The 22239-nt window shown below is 67.3% G+C and carries 25 protein-coding genes; 11 read left to right on the top strand and 14 right to left on the bottom strand.

The window, feature by feature from the left end; all coding sequences use genetic code 11:
• Nucleotides 1-117 precede the first annotated feature (117 nt).
• The 4 genes from V6M63_RS14755 to V6M63_RS14740 all read right to left on the bottom strand — a co-directional run bounded on the left by V6M63_RS14755 (nt 118) and on the right by V6M63_RS14740 (nt 3484).
• Nucleotides 118-261 (bottom strand): hypothetical protein, encoded by a 144-nt coding sequence (locus tag V6M63_RS14755; RefSeq protein ID WP_332743032.1) that lies wholly within the window; start codon nt 259-261, stop codon nt 118-120.
• Between the two features lie 51 nt (nt 262-312).
• Entirely contained in the window at nt 313-741 is a 429-nt protein-coding gene (locus tag V6M63_RS14750; protein ID WP_332743030.1) for a PaaI family thioesterase, read from the bottom strand.
• Nucleotides 742-2202, bottom strand: a complete 1461-nt coding sequence (locus tag V6M63_RS14745) for a mechanosensitive ion channel (RefSeq protein WP_332743028.1) — start codon at nt 2200-2202, stop codon at nt 742-744. It abuts the gene before it with no gap.
• An 82-nt stretch (nt 2203-2284) separates the two neighbouring features.
• Nucleotides 2285-3484 carry a threonine ammonia-lyase gene (locus V6M63_RS14740; RefSeq protein ID WP_332743026.1) on the bottom strand — a complete coding sequence of 400 codons (1200 nt, stop codon included), beginning with the start codon at nt 3482-3484 and terminating at the stop codon, nt 2285-2287.
• Nucleotides 3485-3737: 253 nt separating this feature from the next.
• Between V6M63_RS14740 and V6M63_RS14735 the strand changes: the two genes are divergently transcribed.
• On the top strand, nt 3738-6068 hold the full coding sequence (locus V6M63_RS14735) for an ATP-binding protein (RefSeq protein ID WP_332743356.1): 2331 nt from the start codon (nt 3738-3740) through the stop codon (nt 6066-6068).
• 86 nt (nt 6069-6154) lie between these two features.
• Here V6M63_RS14735 and V6M63_RS14730 read toward each other — a convergent pair whose 3' ends face one another.
• The 3 genes from V6M63_RS14730 to V6M63_RS14720 all read right to left on the bottom strand — a co-directional run bounded on the left by V6M63_RS14730 (nt 6155) and on the right by V6M63_RS14720 (nt 8983).
• On the bottom strand, nt 6155-6499 hold the full coding sequence (locus V6M63_RS14730; protein ID WP_332743024.1) for a hypothetical protein: 345 nt from the start codon (nt 6497-6499) through the stop codon (nt 6155-6157).
• A 166-nt stretch (nt 6500-6665) separates the two neighbouring features.
• On the bottom strand, nt 6666-8567 hold the full coding sequence (gene recQ / locus V6M63_RS14725) for a DNA helicase RecQ (RefSeq protein ID WP_332743022.1): 1902 nt from the start codon (nt 8565-8567) through the stop codon (nt 6666-6668).
• Entirely contained in the window at nt 8564-8983 is a 420-nt protein-coding gene (locus tag V6M63_RS14720; RefSeq protein ID WP_332743020.1) for a rhodanese-like domain-containing protein, read from the bottom strand. The genes recQ and V6M63_RS14720 overlap by 4 nt, the downstream gene beginning before the upstream one ends.
• A 79-nt stretch (nt 8984-9062) precedes the next feature.
• Between V6M63_RS14720 and V6M63_RS14715 the strand changes: the two genes are divergently transcribed.
• Nucleotides 9063-10103, top strand: a complete 1041-nt coding sequence (locus V6M63_RS14715) for a homocysteine S-methyltransferase family protein (protein WP_332743018.1) — start codon at nt 9063-9065, stop codon at nt 10101-10103.
• A 93-nt stretch (nt 10104-10196) separates the two neighbouring features.
• Here the strand turns inward: V6M63_RS14715 and V6M63_RS14710 are convergent, their stop codons facing one another.
• From V6M63_RS14710 to V6M63_RS14685, 6 genes are all read right to left on the bottom strand, one after another.
• Nucleotides 10197-10634 carry a PPC domain-containing DNA-binding protein gene (locus V6M63_RS14710; protein ID WP_332743016.1) on the bottom strand — a complete coding sequence of 146 codons (438 nt, stop codon included), beginning with the start codon at nt 10632-10634 and terminating at the stop codon, nt 10197-10199.
• 14 nt (nt 10635-10648) lie between these two features.
• Nucleotides 10649-10786 carry a hypothetical protein gene (locus V6M63_RS14705; RefSeq protein WP_332743014.1) on the bottom strand — a complete coding sequence of 46 codons (138 nt, stop codon included), beginning with the start codon at nt 10784-10786 and terminating at the stop codon, nt 10649-10651.
• A gap of 378 nt (nt 10787-11164) precedes the next feature.
• Nucleotides 11165-12667 (bottom strand): DegQ family serine endoprotease, encoded by a 1503-nt coding sequence (locus V6M63_RS14700; protein WP_332743012.1) that lies wholly within the window; start codon nt 12665-12667, stop codon nt 11165-11167.
• A 16-nt stretch (nt 12668-12683) separates the two neighbouring features.
• Entirely contained in the window at nt 12684-13100 is a 417-nt protein-coding gene (locus V6M63_RS14695) for a carboxypeptidase regulatory-like domain-containing protein (RefSeq protein ID WP_332743010.1), read from the bottom strand.
• 40 nt (nt 13101-13140) lie between these two features.
• A complete protein-coding gene (locus V6M63_RS14690) occupies nt 13141-13626 on the bottom strand; it encodes a DUF4426 domain-containing protein (protein ID WP_332743008.1) in 486 nt (161 codons plus the stop codon).
• 93 nt (nt 13627-13719) lie between these two features.
• On the bottom strand, nt 13720-14319 hold the full coding sequence (locus V6M63_RS14685) for a Crp/Fnr family transcriptional regulator (RefSeq protein WP_332743006.1): 600 nt from the start codon (nt 14317-14319) through the stop codon (nt 13720-13722).
• Between the two features lie 100 nt (nt 14320-14419).
• Here V6M63_RS14685 and V6M63_RS14680 point away from each other — a divergent pair, with 100 nt between their 5' ends.
• The 7 genes from V6M63_RS14680 to V6M63_RS14650 all read left to right on the top strand — a co-directional run bounded on the left by V6M63_RS14680 (nt 14420) and on the right by V6M63_RS14650 (nt 20681).
• A complete protein-coding gene (locus tag V6M63_RS14680) occupies nt 14420-15607 on the top strand; it encodes a sensor histidine kinase (RefSeq protein ID WP_332743004.1) in 1188 nt (395 codons plus the stop codon).
• Nucleotides 15608-15624: 17 nt separating this feature from the next.
• Nucleotides 15625-16278 carry a response regulator transcription factor gene (locus V6M63_RS14675; RefSeq protein WP_332743355.1) on the top strand — a complete coding sequence of 218 codons (654 nt, stop codon included), beginning with the start codon at nt 15625-15627 and terminating at the stop codon, nt 16276-16278.
• A 158-nt stretch (nt 16279-16436) separates the two neighbouring features.
• The gene (locus tag V6M63_RS14670; RefSeq protein ID WP_332743002.1) at nt 16437-17846 is read left to right on the top strand and encodes a CmpA/NrtA family ABC transporter substrate-binding protein; all 1410 of its coding nucleotides are present in this window, start codon (nt 16437-16439) and stop codon (nt 17844-17846) included.
• 2 nt (nt 17847-17848) lie between these two features.
• Nucleotides 17849-18709 (top strand): nitrate ABC transporter permease, encoded by an 861-nt coding sequence (gene ntrB / locus V6M63_RS14665; protein WP_332743000.1) that lies wholly within the window; start codon nt 17849-17851, stop codon nt 18707-18709.
• On the top strand, nt 18699-19592 hold the full coding sequence (locus V6M63_RS14660) for an ABC transporter ATP-binding protein (RefSeq protein ID WP_332742998.1): 894 nt from the start codon (nt 18699-18701) through the stop codon (nt 19590-19592). The genes ntrB and V6M63_RS14660 overlap by 11 nt, the downstream gene beginning before the upstream one ends.
• A 48-nt stretch (nt 19593-19640) precedes the next feature.
• A complete protein-coding gene (gene cynS / locus V6M63_RS14655) occupies nt 19641-20084 on the top strand; it encodes a cyanase (RefSeq protein WP_332742996.1) in 444 nt (147 codons plus the stop codon).
• A gap of 129 nt (nt 20085-20213) precedes the next feature.
• Entirely contained in the window at nt 20214-20681 is a 468-nt protein-coding gene (locus tag V6M63_RS14650) for a nuclear transport factor 2 family protein (protein WP_332742994.1), read from the top strand.
• A gap of 9 nt (nt 20682-20690) precedes the next feature.
• On the opposite strand, the gene V6M63_RS14645 is transcribed toward V6M63_RS14650, so the two are convergent.
• Nucleotides 20691-21293, bottom strand: coding sequence for a LysR substrate-binding domain-containing protein (locus V6M63_RS14645; RefSeq protein WP_442909597.1), 603 nt, complete (start codon nt 21291-21293; stop codon nt 20691-20693).
• Between V6M63_RS14645 and V6M63_RS14640 the strand changes: the two genes are divergently transcribed.
• Nucleotides 21268-21759, top strand: a complete 492-nt coding sequence (locus V6M63_RS14640; RefSeq protein WP_332742992.1) for a serine hydrolase — start codon at nt 21268-21270, stop codon at nt 21757-21759. The genes V6M63_RS14645 and V6M63_RS14640 overlap by 26 nt on opposite strands.
• 55 nt (nt 21760-21814) lie before the next feature.
• On the top strand, nt 21815-22239 hold a 425-nt coding region (locus V6M63_RS14635), incomplete at its 3' end, for a YitT family protein (RefSeq protein ID WP_332742990.1).

Here is a 22239-nt window from a genome sequence, read left to right as displayed (position 1 = left end):
ACATGCAAAACTTGCATAACGTGATGCATTGAACGGCTATTGGAGGGTCCTCGCCGCCAAACAAAACGGCCGAACGCCCGCAGGGGGCGTTCGGCCGTGCAGCCGGAGCGCGCTGGCTCAGGCCATGAAAACGGCGATGAAGGCCAGCAGGAACATCAGCACACCGCCAGCGATGGGCAGCACGATGGGCATCAGGGGAACGATGGACTCCACCATGTCGTGGGGCTGGTCGCTGGGGGTGTCGTGGTTGTGCTGGGACATGGGGCTCTCCGCAAGGTGGATCAAAACTCCGGCGATTTTAAGGCAGACGTTTCAGAGCAAAGCGTAGGTGGTGCTGGCGCGGCACACGCTGCGCCCGTCGGCGGCGCCGGCGATGTCGATTTCACCGAACACCAGGCTCTTGCCGGCCCGGATCACGCGCGCGGTGATGCGGGCGTCCTGGCCGGAAAGCGGTTTGAGGAAGCTGGTGTTGAGCTGCACCGTGGTCATGGGGCGCTGGTCGCCCAGCTGCGTGACGATGGCCAGCACCATGGCGGTGTCGGCGGCCGACATCATGGCCTGGCCGCACAGCATGCCGCCCACGCGCGAGAGCTGGTCGCTTTGCGGCAGACGCAGGGTGACTTCGCCGTCGGCAAACGACTCGACCTGCAAGCCCAGCGCCTGGATCCAGGGCGCAAACCACGCGGACAGCAGGCCTTGCAGCGATTCAACGGATATGGGGGGCGACGGAGCATGGGTCATTCAGTCCTCTTTGCGGAAACGGGCGAGCCAGTGGTCCATCAGTTTGCCAGCCGCCTCGCGTCCGCCCAGACCGAACGACAGCGCCACCGCCACCGCCACCGCGCCCAGCGTGAGGCCGAAGGCGAGATTGACGATGTCGTCGGCGAGGCCCATGGCGCGCAGACCCATCGCGATCACCAGCGCCAGGATGGCATAGCGGCCGATGCGCGCGAGCCCATGGGTGCGCGCGCCGCTGGCGCGGTCGATGGCGTCATGGGCCACGTTGGCCAGCCAGAAGCCGATCACCAGGATCGCGGAGCCCAGCAGAATGTCGCCGCCGAAACGGATGAAGCTGGTCACGATGTCGCTGACCTGGTGGAACCCGAGTTGCGCGGCCGCCTCCACCGTGGCGAACAGCATGGCGAAGAACAGCACCACCCGGCCGACCACCCGTGAGGCGCTGGTTTTTTCGAACGCGTGGGCCAGCCCCACGCGTGCCGGCAAGGTGTCGAAACCCAGCGTGGCGAGCAGGCCGACCAGCAACTGACTGGCAAAGCTGGCCACCAGCCAGGTGATGACGAGGATCAGGCCGGCGGCAAGGATGTTGGGCACGGCCTGCATCAGCGTGCCCAGCATGTCGGTCGCCGGGCGCGAAATGGCTTCGATCTTCAGGGCGTCCAGCGCGGCGATGAGCGAGGGCAGGAACACCGCGATGAAGACCAGCATGCCGATCGCGTTGGACACGTGCACCGCCTCGGCCAGGCCTGCGCGGGCACCCAGCTTGTCGACGCCCGCCGTGCGGCTGAGGTGCGTGCTGAGCTTGCGCAGCACGGTCGCCACGATCCAGCCCACGCCGCCGATCACGAAGGCCGCCACCACGTTGGGCAGCATGTCCAGCGTCTTGGTCACCATGTTGCGCAGGGGATCCAGCAGGCCCTCGAGCTGCAGCGCGCCCAGGATGGCCGGCACGAACAGCAGGATCACCAGCCAGAACAACGCGCCTGCCAGGCCTTCGCTCATGGGCGCCATGTCGGCGTGTTGCGAGAGCTTGTCGTCCAGCGTGGTCTTGTCCAGCAGTTTCTGCGTGAGGGCTCGCACCACGCTGGCCACCAGCCAGCCCACCAGCGCCAGCACCAGGCCGCCGAGCAGGCGCGGTGCATATTCAAACAGCCGCGTGGCGAAAGCCGAGAACGGACCGGAGACGATGGCCAGGTCCAGCGAGTTGAACACCGCCATGAGCGTGAGCAGGATCACCACCCAGAACAGGCCGAGTGCCACGGCACCCTCGATGTCCACGCCCGTGCCGGTGAGCTTGCCGAAGCGGTGGTTGACGCCGATGAAACCCAGGCTCTTGCGTGTGGCCGCCCGTATGACCACCGCGATCAGCCAGCCCAGAATGAAGATGGCCAGCGCCCCGAGCAACTGTGGGATGTGGGTGCCCAGGTTGTTTTGCAGCGAGTCCCACAAGGCGTTGGTGTTCATGGTCTTCCTCCGGTTGGTGTTTCAGGATCGGGCCATGATGCAGAGCGCCTAGGCCAGCGTCAACCGTGGCTGGCACCGGAGTTCACAACAGTGCCGTGTCGAAGCCCGCTTGCTGCAGGCGTTCGATCACCTGCGCGATGTGCTCGCGCCCGCGCGTCTGCAGCACGAGTTCGATCGCCACGTTCTGCGCGGCCAGCAGCGTGAAGGCACGCTGGTGGTGCACTTCGTCGATGTTGGCGCCGGCGTCGGCCACGGTGGCGGTGATGCGGGCCAGGTTGCCCGGCACGTCGCGCGCATTGACCTGGATGCGCGCCAGCCGACCGGCACGCACCATGCCCCGTTCGATGATGGAAGCCAGCAGCATCGGGTCGATGTTGCCGCCGCACAGCACCAGGCCCACACGTTTGCCGGCAAAGCGCTGGGGGTGTCTGATCAGCGCGGCCAGACCGGCGGCACCCGCGCCCTCCACCAGCGTCTTCTCGATCTCCAGCAGCATCACGATGGCCTGCTCGATGTCGCCCTCGTCGACCAGCAGCAGGTCGTCCACCTTCTGGCGCACGATGGCCTCGGTGATCACGCCCGGCGTGCCCACGGCAATGCCTTCGGCGATGGTGCTCGTGCCCTGCGGCAGGTGGGTGCCTTTGATGGCGTTGACCATGGCGGGGAAGCGCTCGGTCTGCACGCCGATGATCTCGATGTCCGGGCGGATCGCCTTGGCCGCGGTGGCCATGCCGGCGATCAGGCCGCCGCCACCGATGGCCACCACCAGCGTATCCAGGTCGGGCTGCTCGCGCAGCATCTCCAGCGCCACCGTGCCCTGTCCGGCCACGATGGCTTCGTCGTCGTACGGGTGCACGAACACCAGCCCTTGCTGCTTCGCCAGCTCGCGGGCGTGGGTGCGCGACTCGTCCAGCGTGTCGCCGTGCAGCACCACCTCGGCGCCGAAGCCGCGCGTGCGCTCCACCTTCACGCCAGGCGTGAAGCGCGGCATGACGATCACCGCTCGCAGGCCCAGGCGGTGAGCGTGGTACGCCACACCTTGCGCATGGTTGCCCGCGCTCATGGCGATCACGCCGCTCGCCCGTTCGTCGGCGCTCAGTTGCGCGAGCTTGTTGCAGGCACCGCGCTCCTTGAACGAGGCGGTGTACTGCAGGTTCTCGAATTTCAGGAACACCTGGCAGCCGGTGAGCTGCGAGATGGTGCGCGATTCGACGAAGGGGGTGTCCAGCACCTGCCCGGCCAGGCGCGCGGCGGCGGCTTGAATGTCTTTGAGTTCCAGCATCGCGCGATTGTGAACTGGCGGCCCGGACCGCGCGCCACCTTAAAGCCGGACAAATCCCACAAACACGGTTCATCACTCTCTTCCATGATTCATCAAGCTGGGTTATGGTCCGCTGAAATGCCGGCTCCGCCCGGCATGGCGTCACTGGATGGAAGGCAGTCCTGGAGGTGGTTGGATGACCAAGCGCTCGTTGCCGCCTGCTGCAACCGCAACCCGCACCGTTCTCGATGCGCGCGAAAGCCGCGGCCCCTTGATGGCCGAGGGCCGCGTGTTCGTGCCGCACGGCCTGCGCCAGGCGCCGGTGCTCGACCTCATGTGCTCGCACTTCGTGCTCACCCTGGCCGCGCGGCAGGGCCCGCGCTTCAACGTGCGGCGCGACCTCAACACCTTGCTCTCGCTCGCCGGCCGCCACCTGGTGTGGCCGCAGACCGTGCTGCTGCGCCTGCGCGAATTCCTGCAGCGCCGCTGCAAGGACAACGAACTCTGGAGCGGCCACGACCGGCTCGCGACCAACGCCTTCATGGAGCGCTACGGAGTCTGGCGCGGCCCATACGAAGAAGGCACGCTGTTCTTCTACCTGGACGAATACGCCAAGGAGTCGCCCAAGGACCTGCTGTCGGTGCTGGCCGTCACGGGTGAATGGCTGAGCCACTCGTTGAAGAAGCAGTCCACGCTGGTCGAGAAGAACATCGACGCGCTCGCCGGCCTGCTGCAGCTCAACCGCGCCGAACGCGCGCTGTTGCTTTACGGCACGCTGGCGCGCTACCAGCGCGACCTGCGTTCCATCCTGGTCGAGTTCAAGGTGAACAACGCGCCCGAGGCCTACGCGGCGATCGCCGACGTGGCCGGCGTGAAGGCGAGCGAGGTCGGCGAGGCCTTGCGCGCCGGCTCGCGGCTGGAGCGCATCGGCATGGTGGAAAACCTCATCTCCGAGCACAACATCACCGACCTGGCCGATCTCATGAAGGTGAGCGAAAAACTGCCACCGGTGCTGATGCGCGAGTACCGCACGCAGAGCGAACTCATGGCGGTGTTCACGCGACCGGCCGCGCGCTCGGCGCTGAGCGCGAAAGATTTTGACTACGTGGGCGAGGACGTGCGCCTGCTCTGCGGCCTGCTGCGCGAAGCCGTGGCGCGCAAGGAGCCCGGCGTGAACGTGCTCATGTACGGCCCGCCCGGCACCGGCAAGACCGAACTGGCGCGCGTGGTCGCGCAGGCCGCCGGCCTGGAGCTGTTCGAGGTGGAGTACGCGGACCGCGACGGCAACGCGCTCTCGGGCCGCGACCGCTACCGCTCGCTGCAGATCGCCCAGGTGTTCCTGAAAGGCACGGCGCATTCGGCGCTGCTGTTCGACGAGGTGGAAGACGTGTTCCCCCCCATCTCCAGCGAGGCGGCGCAGATCATGGCGCGCGCCGAACACGTGGCGGCCTCGCACACCGGCAGCGTCAGCGGCAAGGCCTGGGTCAACCAGATCCTGGAGACCAATGCCGTGCCCACGCTGTGGGTGACCAACCGCATCGAGCAGATCGACCCGGCGTTCCGCCGCCGCTTCGCCTACCACCTGGAGCTCAAGAGCCCGCCGCCCGGCGCACGCGAGCAGCTGGTGCGCAAGACGCTGGAAGACGCACCGGTGTCCGACGCGCTGGTGGCGCGCCTGACCGAGCGCAAGGGCCTCACGCCGGCGCAGATCCGCACCGCCCTGCGCTTCGCCCAGCTCGCGGCCAGCCCGGCCAAGCCAGCGGCGCGGCGCAGCGCCAAGGCGCGCGGCGCCGCGGCGCCGGTGCTGGACGACCTGATCGAACGACAGCTGAAGAACGCCGACCTGGCCCTGGGCCGCAAGCCGGACCTGGTGCAGCGTCCCAGCGTCACGCAGTACAACCTGGACATGCTCAATGTCGAGTCGCGCTACGAGCTGCCGCGCGTGATTGCCGCGCTCAAGGCACGCGGCCACGGCTGCCTGTGTTTCCACGGTGCGCCGGGCACCGGCAAGACAGCGCTGGCTGAACACCTGGCCCAGCAGCTGGAGCGTCCGCTGATGATCCGCCGAGCCAGTGATCTGGTGAGCAAGTTCGTGGGTGAGACCGAGCAGCAGATGGCGGCGATGTTCCGCGAGGCCGAGGCCGAGAAGGCCGTGCTGCTGCTCGACGAGGCTGACAGCTTCCTGCAGGACCGGCGCGGCGCGCAGCGCACCTACGAAGTGACCGAGGTCAACGAGATGCTGCAGGGCATGGAGCGTTTTGCCGGCATCTTCATCTGCACCACCAACCTGATGGACAGCATCGACCAGGCGGCGCTGCGCCGCTTCACCTTCAAGATCCGTTTCAAGCCACTCACGGCCGCGCAGCGCGAGACCATGTTCGTGGTGGAGGCGCTGGGGGGCGACGTCACGCGGCTGAGCGCGGCGCACGCCGCTCGGCTGACCAAGCTCGACCAGCTCTGCCCGGGCGACTTTGCGGCGGTGAAGCGGCAGGTGGAGATCCTGGCCGAGGCGCTGGAGCCCGAGGAGTTCATCGCCCAGCTGGAGGCCGAGCACCGCATCAAACCCGAGGTGCGCGAGGCTCGCGGCATCGGCTTCGTGCATTGAGCCAACGCGCTCTCCATGCAAAAGGCCACCGTGAGGTGGCCTTTGCTTTGTCCAGGGTGACGCCGCAGGCGGCGCGGGGGTGCCCTCTAGTGCATGAGCAGCATGGGCTTGCTGGGCAGTTCGTCGGCCGAGTAGTCCGGGTGGTTGTTCACGAAGAAACGCAGCTTCTGATCGAGTCGGCCGATGCGGGTGTTGGCCACGCTCTCGCAATGGTGTTTGGAGATCAGGCCGAACAGCTTGCTGCGCAGGAACCAGAGATCCTTGGGGCTTTGGCAGGACAGGAGCGCGGCGTGGATGCGCACGCGGATCGGGTCCTGGATGTCGGCCATCGCGGCGTGAAACTCGTCCACCAGGAAGTCCAGCTCGAGCACCTGCGTGTCGTGGTACTGAACCCTTTTGCTTTTGCCAATCCAGGGCAGCCAGGAAAACATGCAGTGCTCCGTTCGAGATGTTCGGGGAAGTCCCCGGGTACACCTCAAGCATCGTCAGATGGGCGGCTGACTTGAGCGATGACAGGTACTCAAGACCCTTGGTGCGATGAGCGGTCGAGCGTGTCAGCCGATGGTGGTGGTCGGGGCGTCGTGCCCGGTCAGGCGATCACCCGAAAGCACTCACCACCCGCAACACCTCTTCACCGTAGGCCTCGCGTTTTTTCACGCCCAGGCCGGCAATGCCGTCCAGATCGGCCAGCGTGCGGGGCTGGCGCGCGGCAATCGCGCGCAGGGTGGTGTCGTGAAAGATCACGAAGGCCGGCAGGTTGTGTTCCTTGGCCACGCCGGCGCGCCAGGCCTTGAGCGCGTCCAGGCTGTCGCGCGCCGCCAGGGTCAGCGGCTGGCCGTCGTCGGCCACGGTGGCGCGCGCGCTGCGCTGGCGGCTGGTGCGCCCGGAGCCGGCGGCCTTCTCGGCCAGCGACTTGAGCCACACGGCGCTCTGGCCCTTGAGGATCTCGCGCGCCGCATCCTGCAGGTGCAGGGTGTTGTAGTGCGCCGCATCCACCTGCACCGCTTCGCGGGCGATGAGCTGGCGCAAGAGCGCACGCCACTGCGTCTCGGACAGGTCGGCGCCGATGCCGAAGGTGGACAGCTTGTCGTGCCCGTGTTGCGTCACCTTCTCGGTGACCTTGCCGCGCAGGATGTCCATGATGTGGCCGGCGCCAAACGCCATGCCGCTGGACTGCTGCACGCGGTAGATGCACGAGAGCAGCTTGCGCGCGGATTCGGTGGCGTCAAAGAGCTGCGGGGGGTGCAGGCAGTTGTCGCAGTTGCCGCAAGGCGCACTGTTTTCACCAAAGTAGGAGAGCAGGCGCACGCGCCGGCAATCACTCGCTTCTGCCAGCGTCAACAATGCGTCGAGCTTGCCGCGCAGCACCTGCTTGAATTCGTCGGCCGCCGGGCTCTCGTCGATCATGCGGCGCTGGTTCACCACGTCCTGCAGACCGTAGGCCATCCAGGCGTTGGCGGGCTCGCCGTCGCGCCCGGCGCGCCCGGTTTCCTGGTAGTAGCCCTCGATGTTCTTGGGCATGTCCAGGTGCGCCACAAAACGCACGTCGGGCTTGTCGATGCCCATGCCGAAGGCGATGGTGGCGACCATGATCAGGCCCTCCTCGCGCAGGAAGCGGTCCTGGTGGCGCTGGCGCACGCCGGCGTCCAGGCCGGCGTGGTACGGCAGGGCATGCAGACCGGCTTCGCACAGCATGGTGGCCACCTCTTCCACCCGGCGTCGCGACTGGCAGTACACGATGCCCGCGTCGTGCTCGTCACCGCTGGTGTGCTCGTCGCGGATGAAGCGCAGCAGCTGGGTGGTGGCGTCCTTCTTTTCCACCAGCTGGTAGCGGATGTTGGGTCGGTCGAAGCTGCTGATGAAGGTGCGAGCTTCCTGCAGTTGCAGGCGCTCGACGATGTCGGCGCGCGTGAGATCGTCGGCGGTGGCGGTGAGGGCCACGCGCGGCACGCCGGCGAAGCGCTCGTGCAGCACGGCCAGACCACGGTACTCGGGGCGGAAATCGTGGCCCCACTGGCTCACGCAGTGCGCCTCGTCAATCGCAAACAGGGCCAGCTTGCCGCGCTCGCGGAGCGAGTCGAGCAAGGCCAGGAAACGCGGGGTGGTCAGGCGCTCGGGCGCTGCATACAGCAGGGTGAGGTCGCCGCGCAGCATTTCCTTCTCCACCCGTTGCGCGTCTTCGCTGGACAGGCTGGAGTTGAGGAAGGCTGCGGCCACGCCCGCTTCGAGCAAGGCACCCACCTGGTCGTGCATGAGCGCGATCAGCGGCGACACCACCACGGTGAGGCCCTGGCCGCTTCGCTCGCGCACGATGGCCGGCACCTGATAACACAGCGACTTGCCGCCACCCGTGGGCATGAGCACCAGCGCGTCGCCACCGCCGCCCACGTGCGCCACGATCTCGGCCTGCGGGCCACGGAAGGCGTCGAAGCCGAAGACCTCCTGCAGCACGCCGACGCTGGCCTCCAGGATTTCGCTCTCGGGTGCGATGTCGATCACATCTGCTCCCACGGCAGACCATCGTGCCGCCAACCGTTCAGGCTGGAGCGTTTGAAATCTTCGTTGAGCTCCCCCTCGAAACCGTGCACCACGTGCGCCACCTCGGTGAACCCGGCGGCCTCCAGCGCCTTGCCCGCGTCCAGCGTGCGCTTGCCGCTGCGGCAGATCAGCAGCACCGGACGCTGCTTGTCGCCCGCTTCCTGCTCGACGGCCTTCGCGAAACGCACCGGGTCGGGCGTGAGGTCGGGGTATTCGTACCAGGGGATGTTCTCCACGCCGGGCGGGCGGCCCACGTAGAGCGACTCGATTTCCATGCGCACGTCCACGAACAGCGGTTCGGCTTCGCCAATGGTTTTGCGGCGCTCGCGTTCGGCCTGCAGCCAGGCCCAGGCCTGCTGGGGCGTGAGGTGTTTCATGGGGGCTATTGTCGGGGAAAGCCTGAGGCCACCCATCAGCCGGCGGGCCCGGACCCGTGTCGCTTCTTACAATCCCGGCATGACTTCCCCCGCCTACACCCGCGCCCGGGCGCTGCCCGAGATCCTGAAACACCGCATCGCCATCCTCGATGGCGCGATGGGCACCATGATCCAGCGCTTCAAGCTGGGCGAGGCGCAGTACCGCGGTGAGCGTTTCAAGGACTTCCACAAGGACGTGAAGGGCAACAACGAGCTGCTCAGCCTCACGCGGCCCGACGTGATCCAGGACATCCACGAGGGGTACCTGGCGGCCGGTGCCGACCTGATCGAGACCAACACCTTTGGTGCGACCACCATCGCGCAGGACGACTACGACATGGGCCACCTCGCGCGCGAGATGAACCTGGCCTCGGCGCGCATCGCCCGCGCGGCCTGCGACAAGTTCAGCACGCCCGACAAGCCGCGCTTCGTGGCCGGGGCTCTCGGCCCCACGCCCAAGACCGCGAGCATCAGCCCCGACGTGAACGACGCGGGCGCGCGCAACGTGACTTTCGAGCAGCTGCGCGCGGCCTACCTGGAACAGGTCGAGGCGCTGGTCGAGGGCGGGGCGGACGTGCTGCTGGTGGAGACCATCTTCGACACGCTCAACGCCAAGGCCGCGCTGTTCGCCATCGACGAGTACTTCGAGAAGAGCGGCGAGCGCCTGCCGCTCATCATCAGCGGCACGGTGACCGACGCCTCCGGCCGCATCCTGAGCGGCCAGACGGTGAGCGCCTTCTGGGCCAGCGTGCGCCACCTGCAGCCGCTGGCCGTGGGTCTGAACTGCGCGCTGGGTGCCGCGCTCATGCGTCCCTACATCCAGGAGCTGGCCAAGGTCGCGGGCGACACCTTCATCAGCTGCTACCCCAATGCCGGCCTGCCCAACCCCATGAGCGAGACCGGCTTCGACGAGACGCCCGAAGACACCAGCCGCCTGCTGCGCGAGTTCGCGGCCGAGGGCCTGGTCAACATCGTGGGCGGCTGCTGCGGCACCACGCCGGAGCACATCGCGGCCATTCACCAGAGTGTGGAGCCGTTGGCGCCGCGCCAGCGCGCAGTCTTCTATCGCGAAGCGGCCTGAAGCGAATCTTCAGATCACGGGCGCACCGCGGACGGTATCGGTCATGGCGTGTGCAAGGTTTTGCAGCAAGAGTTACAAGGTCGATCCGCCTTCTCACGACTCGATGTGGATCAGCGGCAGGCCGCTGGCGGGGTCGAACGCGCGCCGCAGGTGCGCGGGCGATTCGACCAGCAGCACTTCCAGCGTGGGGCGCACGGTCGCGCGCATCAAATGGCCGCCGCAGGTGCTGCCGTCGCGCCGGCCCAGCACCACGTGCGCATGCAGCTTGGGTGCGTCTTCGTGCAGGGCCAGGTCGCCCAGCAGCGAGAGCACCTTCAGCTGTTCGTCGAAATCGATGGGCAGGTAGTCCTTCTTGTCCCAGTCGAAGTAGCCCAGACCCACCTGGCACAGCGCGCCGATGGCGCTGAGCCGACTGGCCGTGAGCTTGTGCTCGCGCGCGAAGGCCTCGATGGTCGAGACCACTTCGTCGCCCTCGGCGAGCACCAGCGCGTAGGTGCGCTCGGTGTCCTGGCTGATGAGCTTCCAGCGCATCCCGGGCCTGTGTTTCAGTGCGCCCGGGGGTTTTGGCGCACGGTCTGCTTGTGGGTGTCGAAATGCACCTCGCGTGCCGCCCACCCGATGCTCTGCATCTCCTGAGCGGGCACCTTGACCTGTCCACCCGGCAACCAGAGGCGCGTGTCCACGACGGGTCGCCGTCTTCAGCGGGCCGCGACAGGAGGGCGCCACTGCCCTCGTACACCGGATAGGCCGTCGGCCCCCAGGCCATCGGGCCGACCCAGTAGTACGGACAGCGGTAGTGGTCGGCGTGCGCTTTTTCATACAGCCGGGAGACCGGCTCCTGTGTCTGCACGGGTGGGCTGTCGCGCACCTGCTCGCGCGTGAGTTCCACGCCAATGTCGCCTTCGGTGGACTCGGCCATGCGCACCGCCCAGGGCGATATGAGGAGAGCAGCAATCGGTGTTCCCGAAAACGCCGGGCACGTCGCTTGCTGCCCGTTGTCGATGACGCGCCAGGGCGGCGAGTTCTTGAGAGGCACATCCTGCTCACCTGTTTTCAGCACGTCAGCCAGCGTTCACATCCAGAGGCACGTAAAGACTGGCTTCGCCGCGGCGCACCAGCACGGCCAGGCTGCCGCCGTCGGGAACGGCGTCGAGCAGCCGCCGGAACTCGGTGAGGCTGCCAAAGCGCTGCTGGTTGACCGCCACGATCACGTCGCCGGGGCGCAGGCCGCTGTCGGCGTTGTCGCCCTGCACGTCATTGACCAACAAGCCGAAGTCCACGCCGAGTTCGCGTCGCTGCGCGGGTGTCAACTCGCTCACGTGCAGGCCCAGGCGCGCCGTGTCCGACTCACCAGCCCGCGGACCCGGTGTGTTGCCCGGCGCCTGGTTGCGGCTCGCCACGGGTGCGGCATCCACCGTCACCTCGAGCTGTTGTCGGCGTCCTTGCCGCCAGATCTCCAGCGGCACGGTGGTGCCGGGCGCAACACCCGCCACCAGGCGCGGCAGCGTGCTTGCGTTGTCCAGCGCCTTGCCGTTGAACTGCAGGATCACGTCACCCACCTGCAGAGCTCCGCGTTGCGCGGCGCTTCCGGGCTCCACCGAGGTCACCAGCGCACCGCGCGTGTCCTCGCGCCCGAAGGCGCGCGCCAGCGACTCGTTCACCGGCTGGATGCCGATGCCCAGGCGCCCACGCGTGACGCGGCCCTCTTTGCGCAACTGGTCGGCCACGCCCATGGCCACATCGATCGGGATCGCAAAGGCCAGTCCCATGTAGCCCCCCGTGCGGCTGTAGATCTGCGAGTTGATGCCCACCACCTCGCCTCGCGTGTTGATCAGCGGGCCGCCCGAGTTGCCGGGGTTGATCGCCACATCGGTCTGGATGAAGGGCACGTAGGTCTCGTCGGGCAGCGAACGCTGCGTGGCGCTGATGATGCCGGCGGTGATGGTGTTGGCAAAGCCGAACGGCGAGCCGATGGCCGCGACCCATTCGCCCGGCTCCACGGCCGCCGCGTCGCCAATCGGCGCCACCGGCAGGTCGGTGGCGTCCACCTTGAGCAAGGCCACGTCGGTGGGCGGGTCGGCGCCCATCACCTTGGCGGTGAGCTCTCGCTGGCTGCCGGCCAGCCGCACCAGCACTTCATCGGCATCGGCCACCACATGGGCGTTGGTGAGGATGTGGCCTTGCGCATCGATCACGAAACCCGAGCCCACCCCCTCGCTGCGGAACTCCCGTTGACCCGATGGGGGCGGGGGCATGAAGCGGCGAAAGAAGTCGAACATCGGATCGTCGGGGAAGTCCGGTCGCATGGTGTTGATGGCGACGGCGCGCCGCGTGGTGACATTGACCACCGCAGGCCCCACGCGCTTCATGAGCGCGGTGAAGTCGGGTGGCAGCGCCTGCGTTGTGACGGGCGCGGCGGGCGCCACCGTCGAGGCGGTGGGGGCCATGGGTGGATCGAGGGTCGGCGCTTCGGCGGCGCGGCAGGCCGTGAGTGTCAGCAGCGTGGCGGCCATGAGCGGGGCGCTGCGCCAACGCCACGCGGCGGGGGCATGGCGGGTGTGCATGGCGTCCATGGTGCATCTACCAGTTCAGCACCACATGGCGGTGGCCCGTGCGCGGCACATCCACGGCGTGGCGCCGGGTTTCCCCCTCAAAGGTGCCGACCACGGTGTAGCGACCGGCGGGCAGATCGACCAGGACCATCGGGTCCTGGTCCTCGCGGGACAGCACGGTCTTGCCGCGTGCGTCGAGGATCTCCAGATCCACGCCGGTGATGAAGGCACCGTCGGCACGCGCGAAATTGAGGCTCAGGCTGTAGTCGCTGCGGGCTTGCTGCATGGCCATTTGCGAGGTCTCGCCGATGCCGCCGCTGAGGTAGCGCACATCGCCTTTCGGCGTGGACAGGGTCGACGGACCCGCGGCGAGGGCGGCGGTGGTGCTCAGAGCCACCAAGGCGGTGGCGATGCCCGAGCGGGTGAAGAGCGATGATGTTTTCATGGCGTTCTCCTGAATCGTGACATGGTGAAAAGGCACGCGCTCAGCGCGTGGACGCGGGCGGCTGGGTGGGCGTCATGCGTTCACGAAAGCTCAGTTCCAGCAGCGGTGAGGCCGGGTCGATGCGCGCGGTCACACTGAAATCGAGCACCTCGCGGGGAACGAATTCAAACGTGCCGACATACGAGACCCGACCCTGGTCCTCCACCTGGCGCAACTCGACGTCGCGCTGCACACCCAGCAAGGTCGTTCGCGTGGCGCTCACGGCCGCACGAATGGGCCACTGCACGCCGTCAACATCCCTGAACACAACGACATTGAGCACGGCGCGCTGCTCCGAGGGCTCGATACCGTGTTGGCGCGCTGTCTCCGCCGAAATGCTCTGGGTGTTGACGACGCTGCTGCTCAGCGTGAAGAGACCGTGCCGCACGGCGTGCGGCTGGGCCAGCGCGACGGCGCTCCAGACCGTGCAGGCCAGGACCGCGACAGCCGGGGTCCGTCGCGTGACACGGGAGAGAAGGCGTTGCATGGCAGGCTCCTGGTTCTCCGGTGGCGGTGCTCCAGGTGCGGCAATTGGTGTTCCTGCGCCGATGCCACGGCGCCTTCTGCCCGCGGTTCGGGGTCAGCCCGGCAAGGCTTTGTCGATCTCCTGCTGCATCGACAGCACGAGTTGACCGTACAGCTGCAGCTTGGCGTCGTTCTCGCGCAGCCGCTGGCTCAGGCGCTGGGCCACGGCGCTGAGCAGTTTGGCGGCGGTGGTGGGTTCTTCGTCGATCAGGCACTGCAGGGCGGCCCGTGTGAGCACGGCGCAGCGCACCTCGGTGCTGGCGGTGCAGGTGGCCGAGCGGGCTTCGCCGTCCATCAGCGACATCTCGCCCATGAGGTGGCCCGGCCCGAGCACGTTCACCGTGTGCGGCTCGGTGCGGCTCACCGTCACCGCCTCCACCGTGACCTCACCCTCGATCACCAGCGCCATGAAGCCGTCTTCCCCGCCACTGTGGCCCTGGCGGATGATGGCTTCGCCCTCGGCGCAGCGCCGCAGCTCCATGTAGCCCACCACCGTCAGCGCCTCGGCGGCAGTGAGCTGGATCAGCGCGTTGGTCGAGCGCAGCAACTCGGCGGCGCGGTGGGCGGTGGTGGAGACAGTCACGCGGCTGTGGCGGCGCTGGCGCGCGCGGGCGGCGGTGTAGCGCTCGCCGAAGAGTTTGTCGAACAGGGCCATGGGAGATACCGGTGACTGCGGGGTGTGGTGCTGCGCATTGTCACCCGGCGCCCACCGCACCACGCACCGCTTTGGCACATTCATTGCGTGCGGCGAGCGCATGCTGATCGACGCCCCCACCCCGCCCACCCGTGCCTGGGGCGATCCGCTGGCGTTGCTGCTCGCCTCCACCGGCGAAGGTGTGTTCGGCATTGATCTGGACGGCCTGTGCGTGTTCATCAACCACGCCGGCGCCCGCATGATCGGCTTTGAGCCCGACGAATTGCTGGGCCGCAACATGCACGACCTCACCCACCACTCGCATGCCGACGGCGCGCACTACCCGGTGGAAGACTGCCCGATCTTCAAGGCGTTTCTGGAGGGCCTGCCCTGCCGCATCGACACCGAGGTGTTCTGGCGCCGCGACGGCTCAAGCTTCCCGGTCGAGTACTCCAGCCACCCCATCATCGACGGCGGCGCGGTGCGCGGCGCGGTGGTCACCTTCGTCGACATCACCGAGCGCAAGCGCGCGGCCGACGCCCTGCAGCGCGCCAAAGACGAGCTGGAAGAGCGCGTGGGTGAGCGCACGCTTGCGTTGGCAACAGCGCTCAAGCAGGTGCGTGAGCTGGCTGCGCGCTCGGAAGCCGTGCGCGAGGAAGAGCGCACGCGCATTGCGCGCGAGGTGCACGACGAACTCGGCAGCCTGCTGGTGGCGCTCAAGATGGACGTGAACTGGCTGGACAAACGCCTCTCCGAGCAGGAGCAGCGCACGCTGGAGGCCGCCGGCGACATGCGCGAGCGCATGCGCTGCAAGTGCCAGAACATGAGCCGCCTGATCGAGAACGCGGTGGACAACGTGGGCCGCATCATCACCGACCTGCGACCGAGCATCCTGGACCACCAGGGCCTGTGGGCCGCGCTCGAATGGCAGGCGCAGGAATTCGTGCAGTCGGCCGAGATGTCCCTGAACTGGTGCATGGAGGTGGACGACGCACCCGACCCGCCAGAACCGCTGTCCATGGGCGTTTTCCGCATCTTTCAGGAGATGTTGAGCAACGTCGGGCGGCACGCGCGCGCCCGTCGTCTGGACGTGCAGATCGTCGTGCAGGCCGGGGTGCTGAGCCTCTCGGTGCAGGACGATGGCGTCGGTGCGCCGGCGCAGGCGTTTGAAGCGGCCGACGCCTACGGGGTGATGGGCATGCGCGAGCGCGCCCGCCACTTCGGCGGCGACATCCGCATCACCAGCGCACCAGGACAGGGCACGCTCATGCGCCTGTCGATCACATTGCCCGCGGGAGCCCATACATGACCACCGTCTTTGACCTCATGACTGAAACCATCCGCGTGCTGATCGGCGACGACCACCGCATCGTGCGCGAGGGCCTCAAGCAGATCCTGGCCGACGCGCCCGACGTGGCGGTGGTGGCCGAGGCGCAGACCGGTGACGAGGTGCTGGCGCAGGTGAGGGCGCTCGGTGGCCTGGCTGGCCTGGACCTCGTGCTGCTCGACATCGCCATGCCCGGACTCGATGGCCTGGACGTGCTGCAGACCCTCAAGCGCGAACACCCGAAGTTGCCGGTGCTCATGCTCAGCACCTACCCCGAGAAGCAGTACGCGGTGCGCTGCATCCGCATGGGGGCTTGCGGGTATCTGAACAAAAGTGCCGACCCCGACGACATGCTCTACGCGGTGCGCAAGGCCGCGGGCGGGGGCGTGTTCCTCACGCAGGCCACGGCCGAAGCGCTGGCCGCCGCCGTGGGCAACGTGAGCGCGCAGGCCGGGCCCGAGACGCTCTCGCACCGCGAACACCAGGTCTACCGCCTGCTCACACAAGGCCAGACGGTGAGCGAAATTGGTGCGCAGCTCGGCCTGGCGCCCAACACGGTGAGCACCTACCGGGCCCGCGTGCTCGAGAAGACCGGCACCAAGAACGACGTGGAGCTCGCGTTGTACGCCGAGCGGCACCGCGCGCCGCGTTGATCGGCACCGTTTGACCACCGCCGTGTAGGGCTGGCCCTACACGGCGTCGGCGAAGGCCTCGCGACTTTGCCCGCGCGACGAAGAACGGGCACGCCCGGGCCGCCACTGGCCCATTGCTTGCAACGCCCACCGCGTCATCAACTCCCGAGGTGCGCGCCATGTCCGAATTCTTCGATCCCTACAACGCCGACCGTCCGCTCATGCTCAAGTGCAGTTGCGGGCGCGACCACACAGTAGCCGACCACCACGCCGAGGTGGCCGCCGATGGTGCGGCCGTGGAACTGCGCCGGCGCAGCGAGACCGCCGAATTCGAGGCCTACAGCAACGAATTCATCGAGGCCACGCTGGTCAAGGCGCTGTTCCCGCACGACGAGGTGCGCCGCCGCTTCCTGCGCGCGGTGGGCAAGGGCACGGCCATGGCCGCCATTGCGAGCGTGTTGCCGGTGGCCAGCCTGCAGGCCATGGCACAAGAGAAACAAGGCTCGCTGGAAAAGACCAACCTGAAGATCGGCTTCATTCCGATCACCTGCGCCACGCCGCTGATCATGGCGCACCCGCTGGGCTTCTACCAGAAGCAGGGCCTGAACGTCGAAGTCACCAAGACCGCGGGCTGGGCCCTGGTGCGCGACAAGATGATCAACAAGGAATACGACGCCACCCATTTCCTCTCGCCCATGCCGCTGGCCATCAGCCTGGGCCTGGGCAGCAACGCCGTGCCGATGAACGTGGCGACCATCCAGAACATCAACGGCCAGGCCATCACGCTGGCGCTCAAGCACAAGAACAACCGCGACCCGAAGAACTGGAAGGGCTTCAAGTTCGGCATCCCGTTCGACTACTCGATGCACAACTTCCTGTTGCGCTACTACCTGGCCGAGAACGGCCTGAACCCCGACACCGACGTGCAGCTGCGCGTGATCCCGCCGGCCGAGATGGTGGCCAACCTGCGCGCGGGCAACATCGACGGCTTCCTCGGCCCCGATCCGTTCAACCAGCGCGCGGTGTTCGACGAGGTGGGCTTCATCCACGTGCTCACCCGCGACCTCTGGAACGGCCACCCCTGCTGCGCCTTCGGCACCAGCACCGAGTTCATCCAGAAGAACCCCAACACCTTCGCAGCGCTCTACCGCGCGGTGCTCACCTCGGCCGCCATGGCGCGCGATCCAAAAAACCGCGAGCTGATCGCCAAGGTGATCTCGCCCAGCCAGTACCTCAACCAGCCCGAAGCCGTGGTCACACAGGTGCTCACGGGCCGGTTTGCGGACGGCCTGGGCAAGATCCAGAACGTGCCCGAGCGCGCCGACTTCGACCCCATGCCGTGGCAGAGCATGGCCGTGTGGATGCTCACGCAGATGCAGCGCTGGGGCTACGTCAAGGGCGACGTGGACTACAAGGCCGTGGCCGAGAAGGTGTTCCTCATCACCGACGCGCGCAAGCACATGAAGAGTCTGGGTCAACCATTTGCGGCTGGCGGCGGCTACACCAGGCACACCATCATGGGCAAGGAGTTTGATTCGGCGAAGCCAGCGGAATACCTCAAGAGCTTCGCCATCAGCAAAGCGGCTTGAGCATGAAAACCAGCCTCAACCTGCGCGCGGCCCTGGTCTCGCTGATCATCTTCTGCGTCTTCATCGGGGCCTGGCAGCTGTCCACCTCGGGGCCGTCGATCGGTGGCGCGTCGGCCGGCATGACGGCCGAAGAGATCGAGTACGCCAAGATGATGGGCAAGGACCCCGGTGCCGAGAAGAGCACCGGCTTCCCGCCGCCCATCGAGGTGGCCAAGGCGAGCTGGGGGCATCTGTCCGATCCGTTCTACGACAAGGGTCCGAACGACAAGGGCATCGGCATCCAGCTTGCGCACTCATTGGGTCGCGTCGGCCTGGGCTTTCTGCTCGCGATGGCGGTGGCGATCCCGCTGGGTTTTCTCATCGGCATGTCGCCGCTGATGCGCAAGGCGTTTGATCCCTTCGTGCAGGTGCTCAAACCCATCAGCCCGCTGGCCTGGATGCCGCTGGCGCTCTACACGCTCAAGGATTCGGACGTCAGCGGCATCTTCGTCATCTTCATCTGCTCGGTCTGGCCGATGTTGATCAACACCGCGTTCGGCGTGTCCGCCGTCAAGCGCGAGTGGCTCAACGTGGCCAGCACGCTGGAGGTGAATCCGATCCGCAAGGCCTTCCAGGTGATCCTGCCCGCCGCCGCGCCCACCATCCTCACCGGCATGCGCATCAGCATGGGCATTGCCTGGCTGGTGATCGTGGCCGCCGAGATGCTGGTGGGCGGCACCGGCGTGGGCTATTTCGTGTGGAACGAGTGGAACAACCTCTCGCTGACCAACGTGATCTTTGCCGTGCTGCTCATCGGCGTGGTCGGCATGTTGCTCGACCTGATGTTCGCCCAACTGCAGAAGGCGGTGACCTATGTGGAGTGAGTCCAGCGTGCGCGAAGGCGTGGCGCTGCCCCAGGCGCCCGCACCGGCCCCAACGAAAGCCCCCAAGATGACCGGTTTCCTCCAGGTTGAAAACCTCGCCAAGGCCTACCAGGCCGACAAGCCGGTGTTCGCCGACGTGTCCTTCGCGATCGACAAGGGCGAGTTCGTCTGCATCATCGGCCACAGCGGCTGCGGCAAGACCACCATCCTCAACGTGCTCGCGGGTCTCGACACCGCCACCTCCGGCCACTGCTTCATGGACGGCCGCGAAATCGCCGGCCCGAGCCTGGAGCGCGGCGTGGTGTTCCAGAGCCACGCGCTCATGCCCTGGCTCACCGTGCGGCAGAACATCGCGTTCGCGGTCAAGTCGCGCTGGCCCGACTGGAGCCGTGCCCAGATCAACGCGCACGTCGAAAAATTCGTCGCCCTCGTGGGCCTCTCCCCGGCCATCGACAAGAAGCCGAGCCAGCTCTCGGGCGGCATGAAGCAGCGCGTGGGCATCGCGCGGGCGTTTGCCATCCAGCCCAAGATGCTGCTGCTCGACGAGCCCTTCGGCGCGCTCGATGCGCTCACGCGCGGCACGATTCAGGACGAGCTGATGGGCATCGTGCGCGAGACGCACCAGACCGTTTTCATGATCACGCACGACGTGGACGAGGCCATCCTGCTGGCCGACCGCATCCTGCTCATGACGAACGGGCAGGAGTTGCCTGACGGCAACGTGGGCACCGAAACCATTTACAAGCCCGGCGGCATGGCCGAGGTGGTGGTCAATTCGCTGCCACGCAGCCGCACACGCGCGCAACTCCATCACCTGGACGGTTACTACGACCTCAGAAACCACATCGTGGACTTTCTGGTCTCGCGCGCAAAAGCGCACTGACGGTTTCCCCCCTTTCCTTTCTCTTCAACACAAGCAACGAGGCAACCCATGAGCCGACTCGACGTCACCGAAAAGATCATCACCACCAAAGTCACCAAAGGCCTGAGCTGGGCCGACGTGGCCAAAAAGGTGGGCCAGTCCAAGGAATGGACCACGGCGCTGTGCCTGGGCCAGATGACCGCCACGCCCGCGCAGGCCAAGGTGTTGGGCAAGATCTTCGGTCTCTCCACCGAAGAGCAGAAGTGGTTGCAGGTCGTGCCGTACAAGGGTTCGCTGCCCACCTCGGTGCCGACCGATCCGCTGATCTACCGCTTCTACGAACTGGTGAGCGTGTACGGCACCACCTTCAAGGAACTCATCCACGAAGAGTTCGGCGACGGCATCATGAGCGCGATCGATTTCAAGATGGACATGCAGCGCCAGGCCGACCCGAACGGCGATCGCGTGAACATCGTGATGTCGGGCAAGTTCCTGCCCTATAAACAGTATTGACCCCCCGCCGCGCTGCGCGCGTCCCCCCTGGAAGGGGGGCGGCAGCTTGGGCCGGCGGAGCCGGACCCTCGTTGCCCCTGGACGGGCGTCGCTTCATGCGGTGCGCACTTTCGAAAAGCCGAGCACATCATGGAATCCCGACCACCACTGCCGCCCTTCACCACCGAGACCGCCACGCAGAAGGTGCGCGGGGCCGAGGATGCGTGGAACTCGCGCGACCCGGACCGCGTGGTCAAGGTCTACACCGAGGACACACGCTGGCGCAACCGCGCGGAGTTCCCGGTGGGCCGCGACCAGGTGCACGCCTTCCTGGTGCGCAAGTGGGCGAAGGAGCTCGACTACCGGCTCATCAAGGAACTCTGGGCCTTCACCGACAACCGCATCGCGGTGCGCTTCGTCTACGAATGGCATGACGACTCGGGTCAGTGGTTCCGTTCGTTCGGCAACGAGAACTGGCAGTTCAACGAACTCGGCTACATGGAGCAGCGCCACGCCAGCATCAACGACCGGCCCATCGCGGCGAGCGAGCGCCTGTTTCATTGGCCGCTGGGCCGGCGGCCGGATGAGCACCCGGGCTTGAGCGCGCTGGGGCTGTGATCGCAGGGCTCACACCGGCGTCGCCGTCCCCGGGCTCTGGTGTTCGAGCCAGTCCTGGAACGCCTTCATGGCCGTGCTCTTGCGCCGCGTCTTCAGGCGCGTGAGCCAGTAGCCACCCACGTCCACCTCGACGCTGAACAGGCGCACCAGCCGCCCGCTTTGCAGGTCGCGGCTGAACAGCGCCAGCGGAAGCAGTGCAACGCCCGCGCCCTGGGCCGCGGCGTCGGCCAGCACCAGCGACGAGTCGAACATCGGCCCGGTGAGCAGGGGCGCGCGAGCACCGGCCGCTTCGAACCACTGGGGCCACTCGTCCGAGCGGTACGAGCGCAGCAGCGTTTCGCGCCCGAGATCGGCCACCGCGCGGATGCGGTGGGCCAGCGACGGTGCGCACACCGGCGCCAGCGGCGCGGCCAGCAGGTGCCGTGTCTGCATGCCGGGCCACTGGCCGTCGCCAAAGCGGATCGCGCAGTCCAGCCCCTCAGCCGCGAGGTCGATGCGGTTGTTGTGCGTGAACAGCCGCAGCTCAATGAGCGGGTGACGCGCCTGGAAGTCGCGCAGGCGCGGCAGCAGCCAGCCCACCGCGAACGTGCCCACGGCGCCCACCGACAACACGGCCGCCAACCTCATCCTGGCCAGCTACGGCGGCCCGGCAGCGCTCACCGCCTTTGCGCGCCGCCTCGGTGACACCGTCACGCGGCACGACCGCACCGAGCCCGAACTGAACCGCCGCGCCGCCAGCGGCGAGCCGCTGGACACCACCACGCCGCGCGCCATGGCGCACACGGTGCGCACGCTGCTGCTGGGCGATGCGCTGGCGCCGGCCTCGCGCGAGCGGCTGCAGCAATGGCTGCTGGCGAATACCACTGGCGGCAAACGCTTGCGGGCGGGCGTGCCGGCAGGCTGGCGTGTGGGCGAGAAGACCGGCACCGCCGGCGACGATGCGAACGACATCGGCATCGCGTTCCCACCGCAGCGCGCGCCGCTGATCGTGACCGCCTACCTGGCCGAGAGTGCCACCGATGGCGCGACGCGCGATGCGGCGCTGGCCAGCGTGGGGCGTTTGCTGGCGCGGGTCTGAAGATGCGGGCTCACCGGGGTGTCGGGCTCGGCACGCGATGTGCTTTGACATCCGCATGCCTTCTTCCCCCCTGATTCGACTTTCCCACTCCTGGCTCGACGACGGCCATGCGCTGGTGGCCGGCTCGCTCTTCGTGGCGCTGGGCATGACCATGTTTGCCCACGCTGGATTGCTCACGGGCGGGGTGGCGGGAGTGGCCTTTCTGGTGAGCTACGCCACGGGCCTGAGTCTCGCGCTGTGCTTCTTCGTGTTCAGCCTGCCGTTTTTCTGGCTGTCGTGGAAGCGGCTGGGGCTGGAGTTCACGGTGAAGAGCCTGTGTGCTGTGGCGCTGGTGTCGCTGTGCACCGCGCTGGCGCCGCGGGTGGTGCGTTTCGAGCTGCTCAACCCCTGGGTGGCCTCGGTGCTCGGCGGATTCCTCATCGGCTTCGGTCTGCTCGCCCTGCTGCGCCATCAGGCCAGCGTGGGCGGCGTGAACATCGT

Source organism: Hydrogenophaga sp., assembly GCF_036675665.1.
Classification (GTDB): domain Bacteria; phylum Pseudomonadota; class Gammaproteobacteria; order Burkholderiales; family Burkholderiaceae_C; genus Hydrogenophaga.
Note: the sequence above shows the minus strand (reverse complement) of the source record. Positions and strands in the feature narration are given on the sequence as shown.

Bases quoted from the DNA above. Each gene is read 5' to 3' on its own strand.
- V6M63_RS14710 (WP_332743016.1), bottom strand. From the start codon at position 10,634: ATGCGCTGGAAGCTCATCAGCCAGGACACCGAGCGCACCTACGCGCTG.
- V6M63_RS14735 (WP_332743356.1), top strand. From the start codon at position 3,738: ATGGCCGAGGGCCGCGTGTTCGTGCCGCACGGCCTGCGCCAGGCGCCG.
- V6M63_RS14740 (WP_332743026.1), bottom strand. From the start codon at position 3,484: ATGCTGGAACTCAAAGACATTCAAGCCGCCGCCGCGCGCCTGGCCGGG.
- V6M63_RS14755 (WP_332743032.1), bottom strand. From the start codon at position 261: ATGTCCCAGCACAACCACGACACCCCCAGCGACCAGCCCCACGACATG.
- V6M63_RS14745 (WP_332743028.1), bottom strand. From the start codon at position 2,202: ATGAACACCAACGCCTTGTGGGACTCGCTGCAAAACAACCTGGGCACC.
- V6M63_RS14650 (WP_332742994.1), top strand. From the start codon at position 20,214: ATGGAATCCCGACCACCACTGCCGCCCTTCACCACCGAGACCGCCACG.
- V6M63_RS14680 (WP_332743004.1), top strand. From the start codon at position 14,420: ATGCTGATCGACGCCCCCACCCCGCCCACCCGTGCCTGGGGCGATCCG.
- V6M63_RS14750 (WP_332743030.1), bottom strand. From the start codon at position 741: ATGACCCATGCTCCGTCGCCCCCCATATCCGTTGAATCGCTGCAAGGC.
- V6M63_RS14695 (WP_332743010.1), bottom strand. From the start codon at position 13,100: ATGAAAACATCATCGCTCTTCACCCGCTCGGGCATCGCCACCGCCTTG.
- V6M63_RS14675 (WP_332743355.1), top strand. From the start codon at position 15,625: ATGACTGAAACCATCCGCGTGCTGATCGGCGACGACCACCGCATCGTG.
- V6M63_RS14715 (WP_332743018.1), top strand. From the start codon at position 9,063: ATGACTTCCCCCGCCTACACCCGCGCCCGGGCGCTGCCCGAGATCCTG.
- cynS (WP_332742996.1), top strand. From the start codon at position 19,641: ATGAGCCGACTCGACGTCACCGAAAAGATCATCACCACCAAAGTCACC.
- V6M63_RS14670 (WP_332743002.1), top strand. From the start codon at position 16,437: ATGTCCGAATTCTTCGATCCCTACAACGCCGACCGTCCGCTCATGCTC.
- V6M63_RS14720 (WP_332743020.1), bottom strand. From the start codon at position 8,983: ATGAAACACCTCACGCCCCAGCAGGCCTGGGCCTGGCTGCAGGCCGAA.
- V6M63_RS14690 (WP_332743008.1), bottom strand. From the start codon at position 13,626: ATGCAACGCCTTCTCTCCCGTGTCACGCGACGGACCCCGGCTGTCGCG.
- V6M63_RS14685 (WP_332743006.1), bottom strand. From the start codon at position 14,319: ATGGCCCTGTTCGACAAACTCTTCGGCGAGCGCTACACCGCCGCCCGC.
- V6M63_RS14700 (WP_332743012.1), bottom strand. From the start codon at position 12,667: ATGCACACCCGCCATGCCCCCGCCGCGTGGCGTTGGCGCAGCGCCCCG.
- ntrB (WP_332743000.1), top strand. From the start codon at position 17,849: ATGAAAACCAGCCTCAACCTGCGCGCGGCCCTGGTCTCGCTGATCATC.
- V6M63_RS14660 (WP_332742998.1), top strand. From the start codon at position 18,699: ATGTGGAGTGAGTCCAGCGTGCGCGAAGGCGTGGCGCTGCCCCAGGCG.
- V6M63_RS14730 (WP_332743024.1), bottom strand. From the start codon at position 6,499: ATGTTTTCCTGGCTGCCCTGGATTGGCAAAAGCAAAAGGGTTCAGTAC.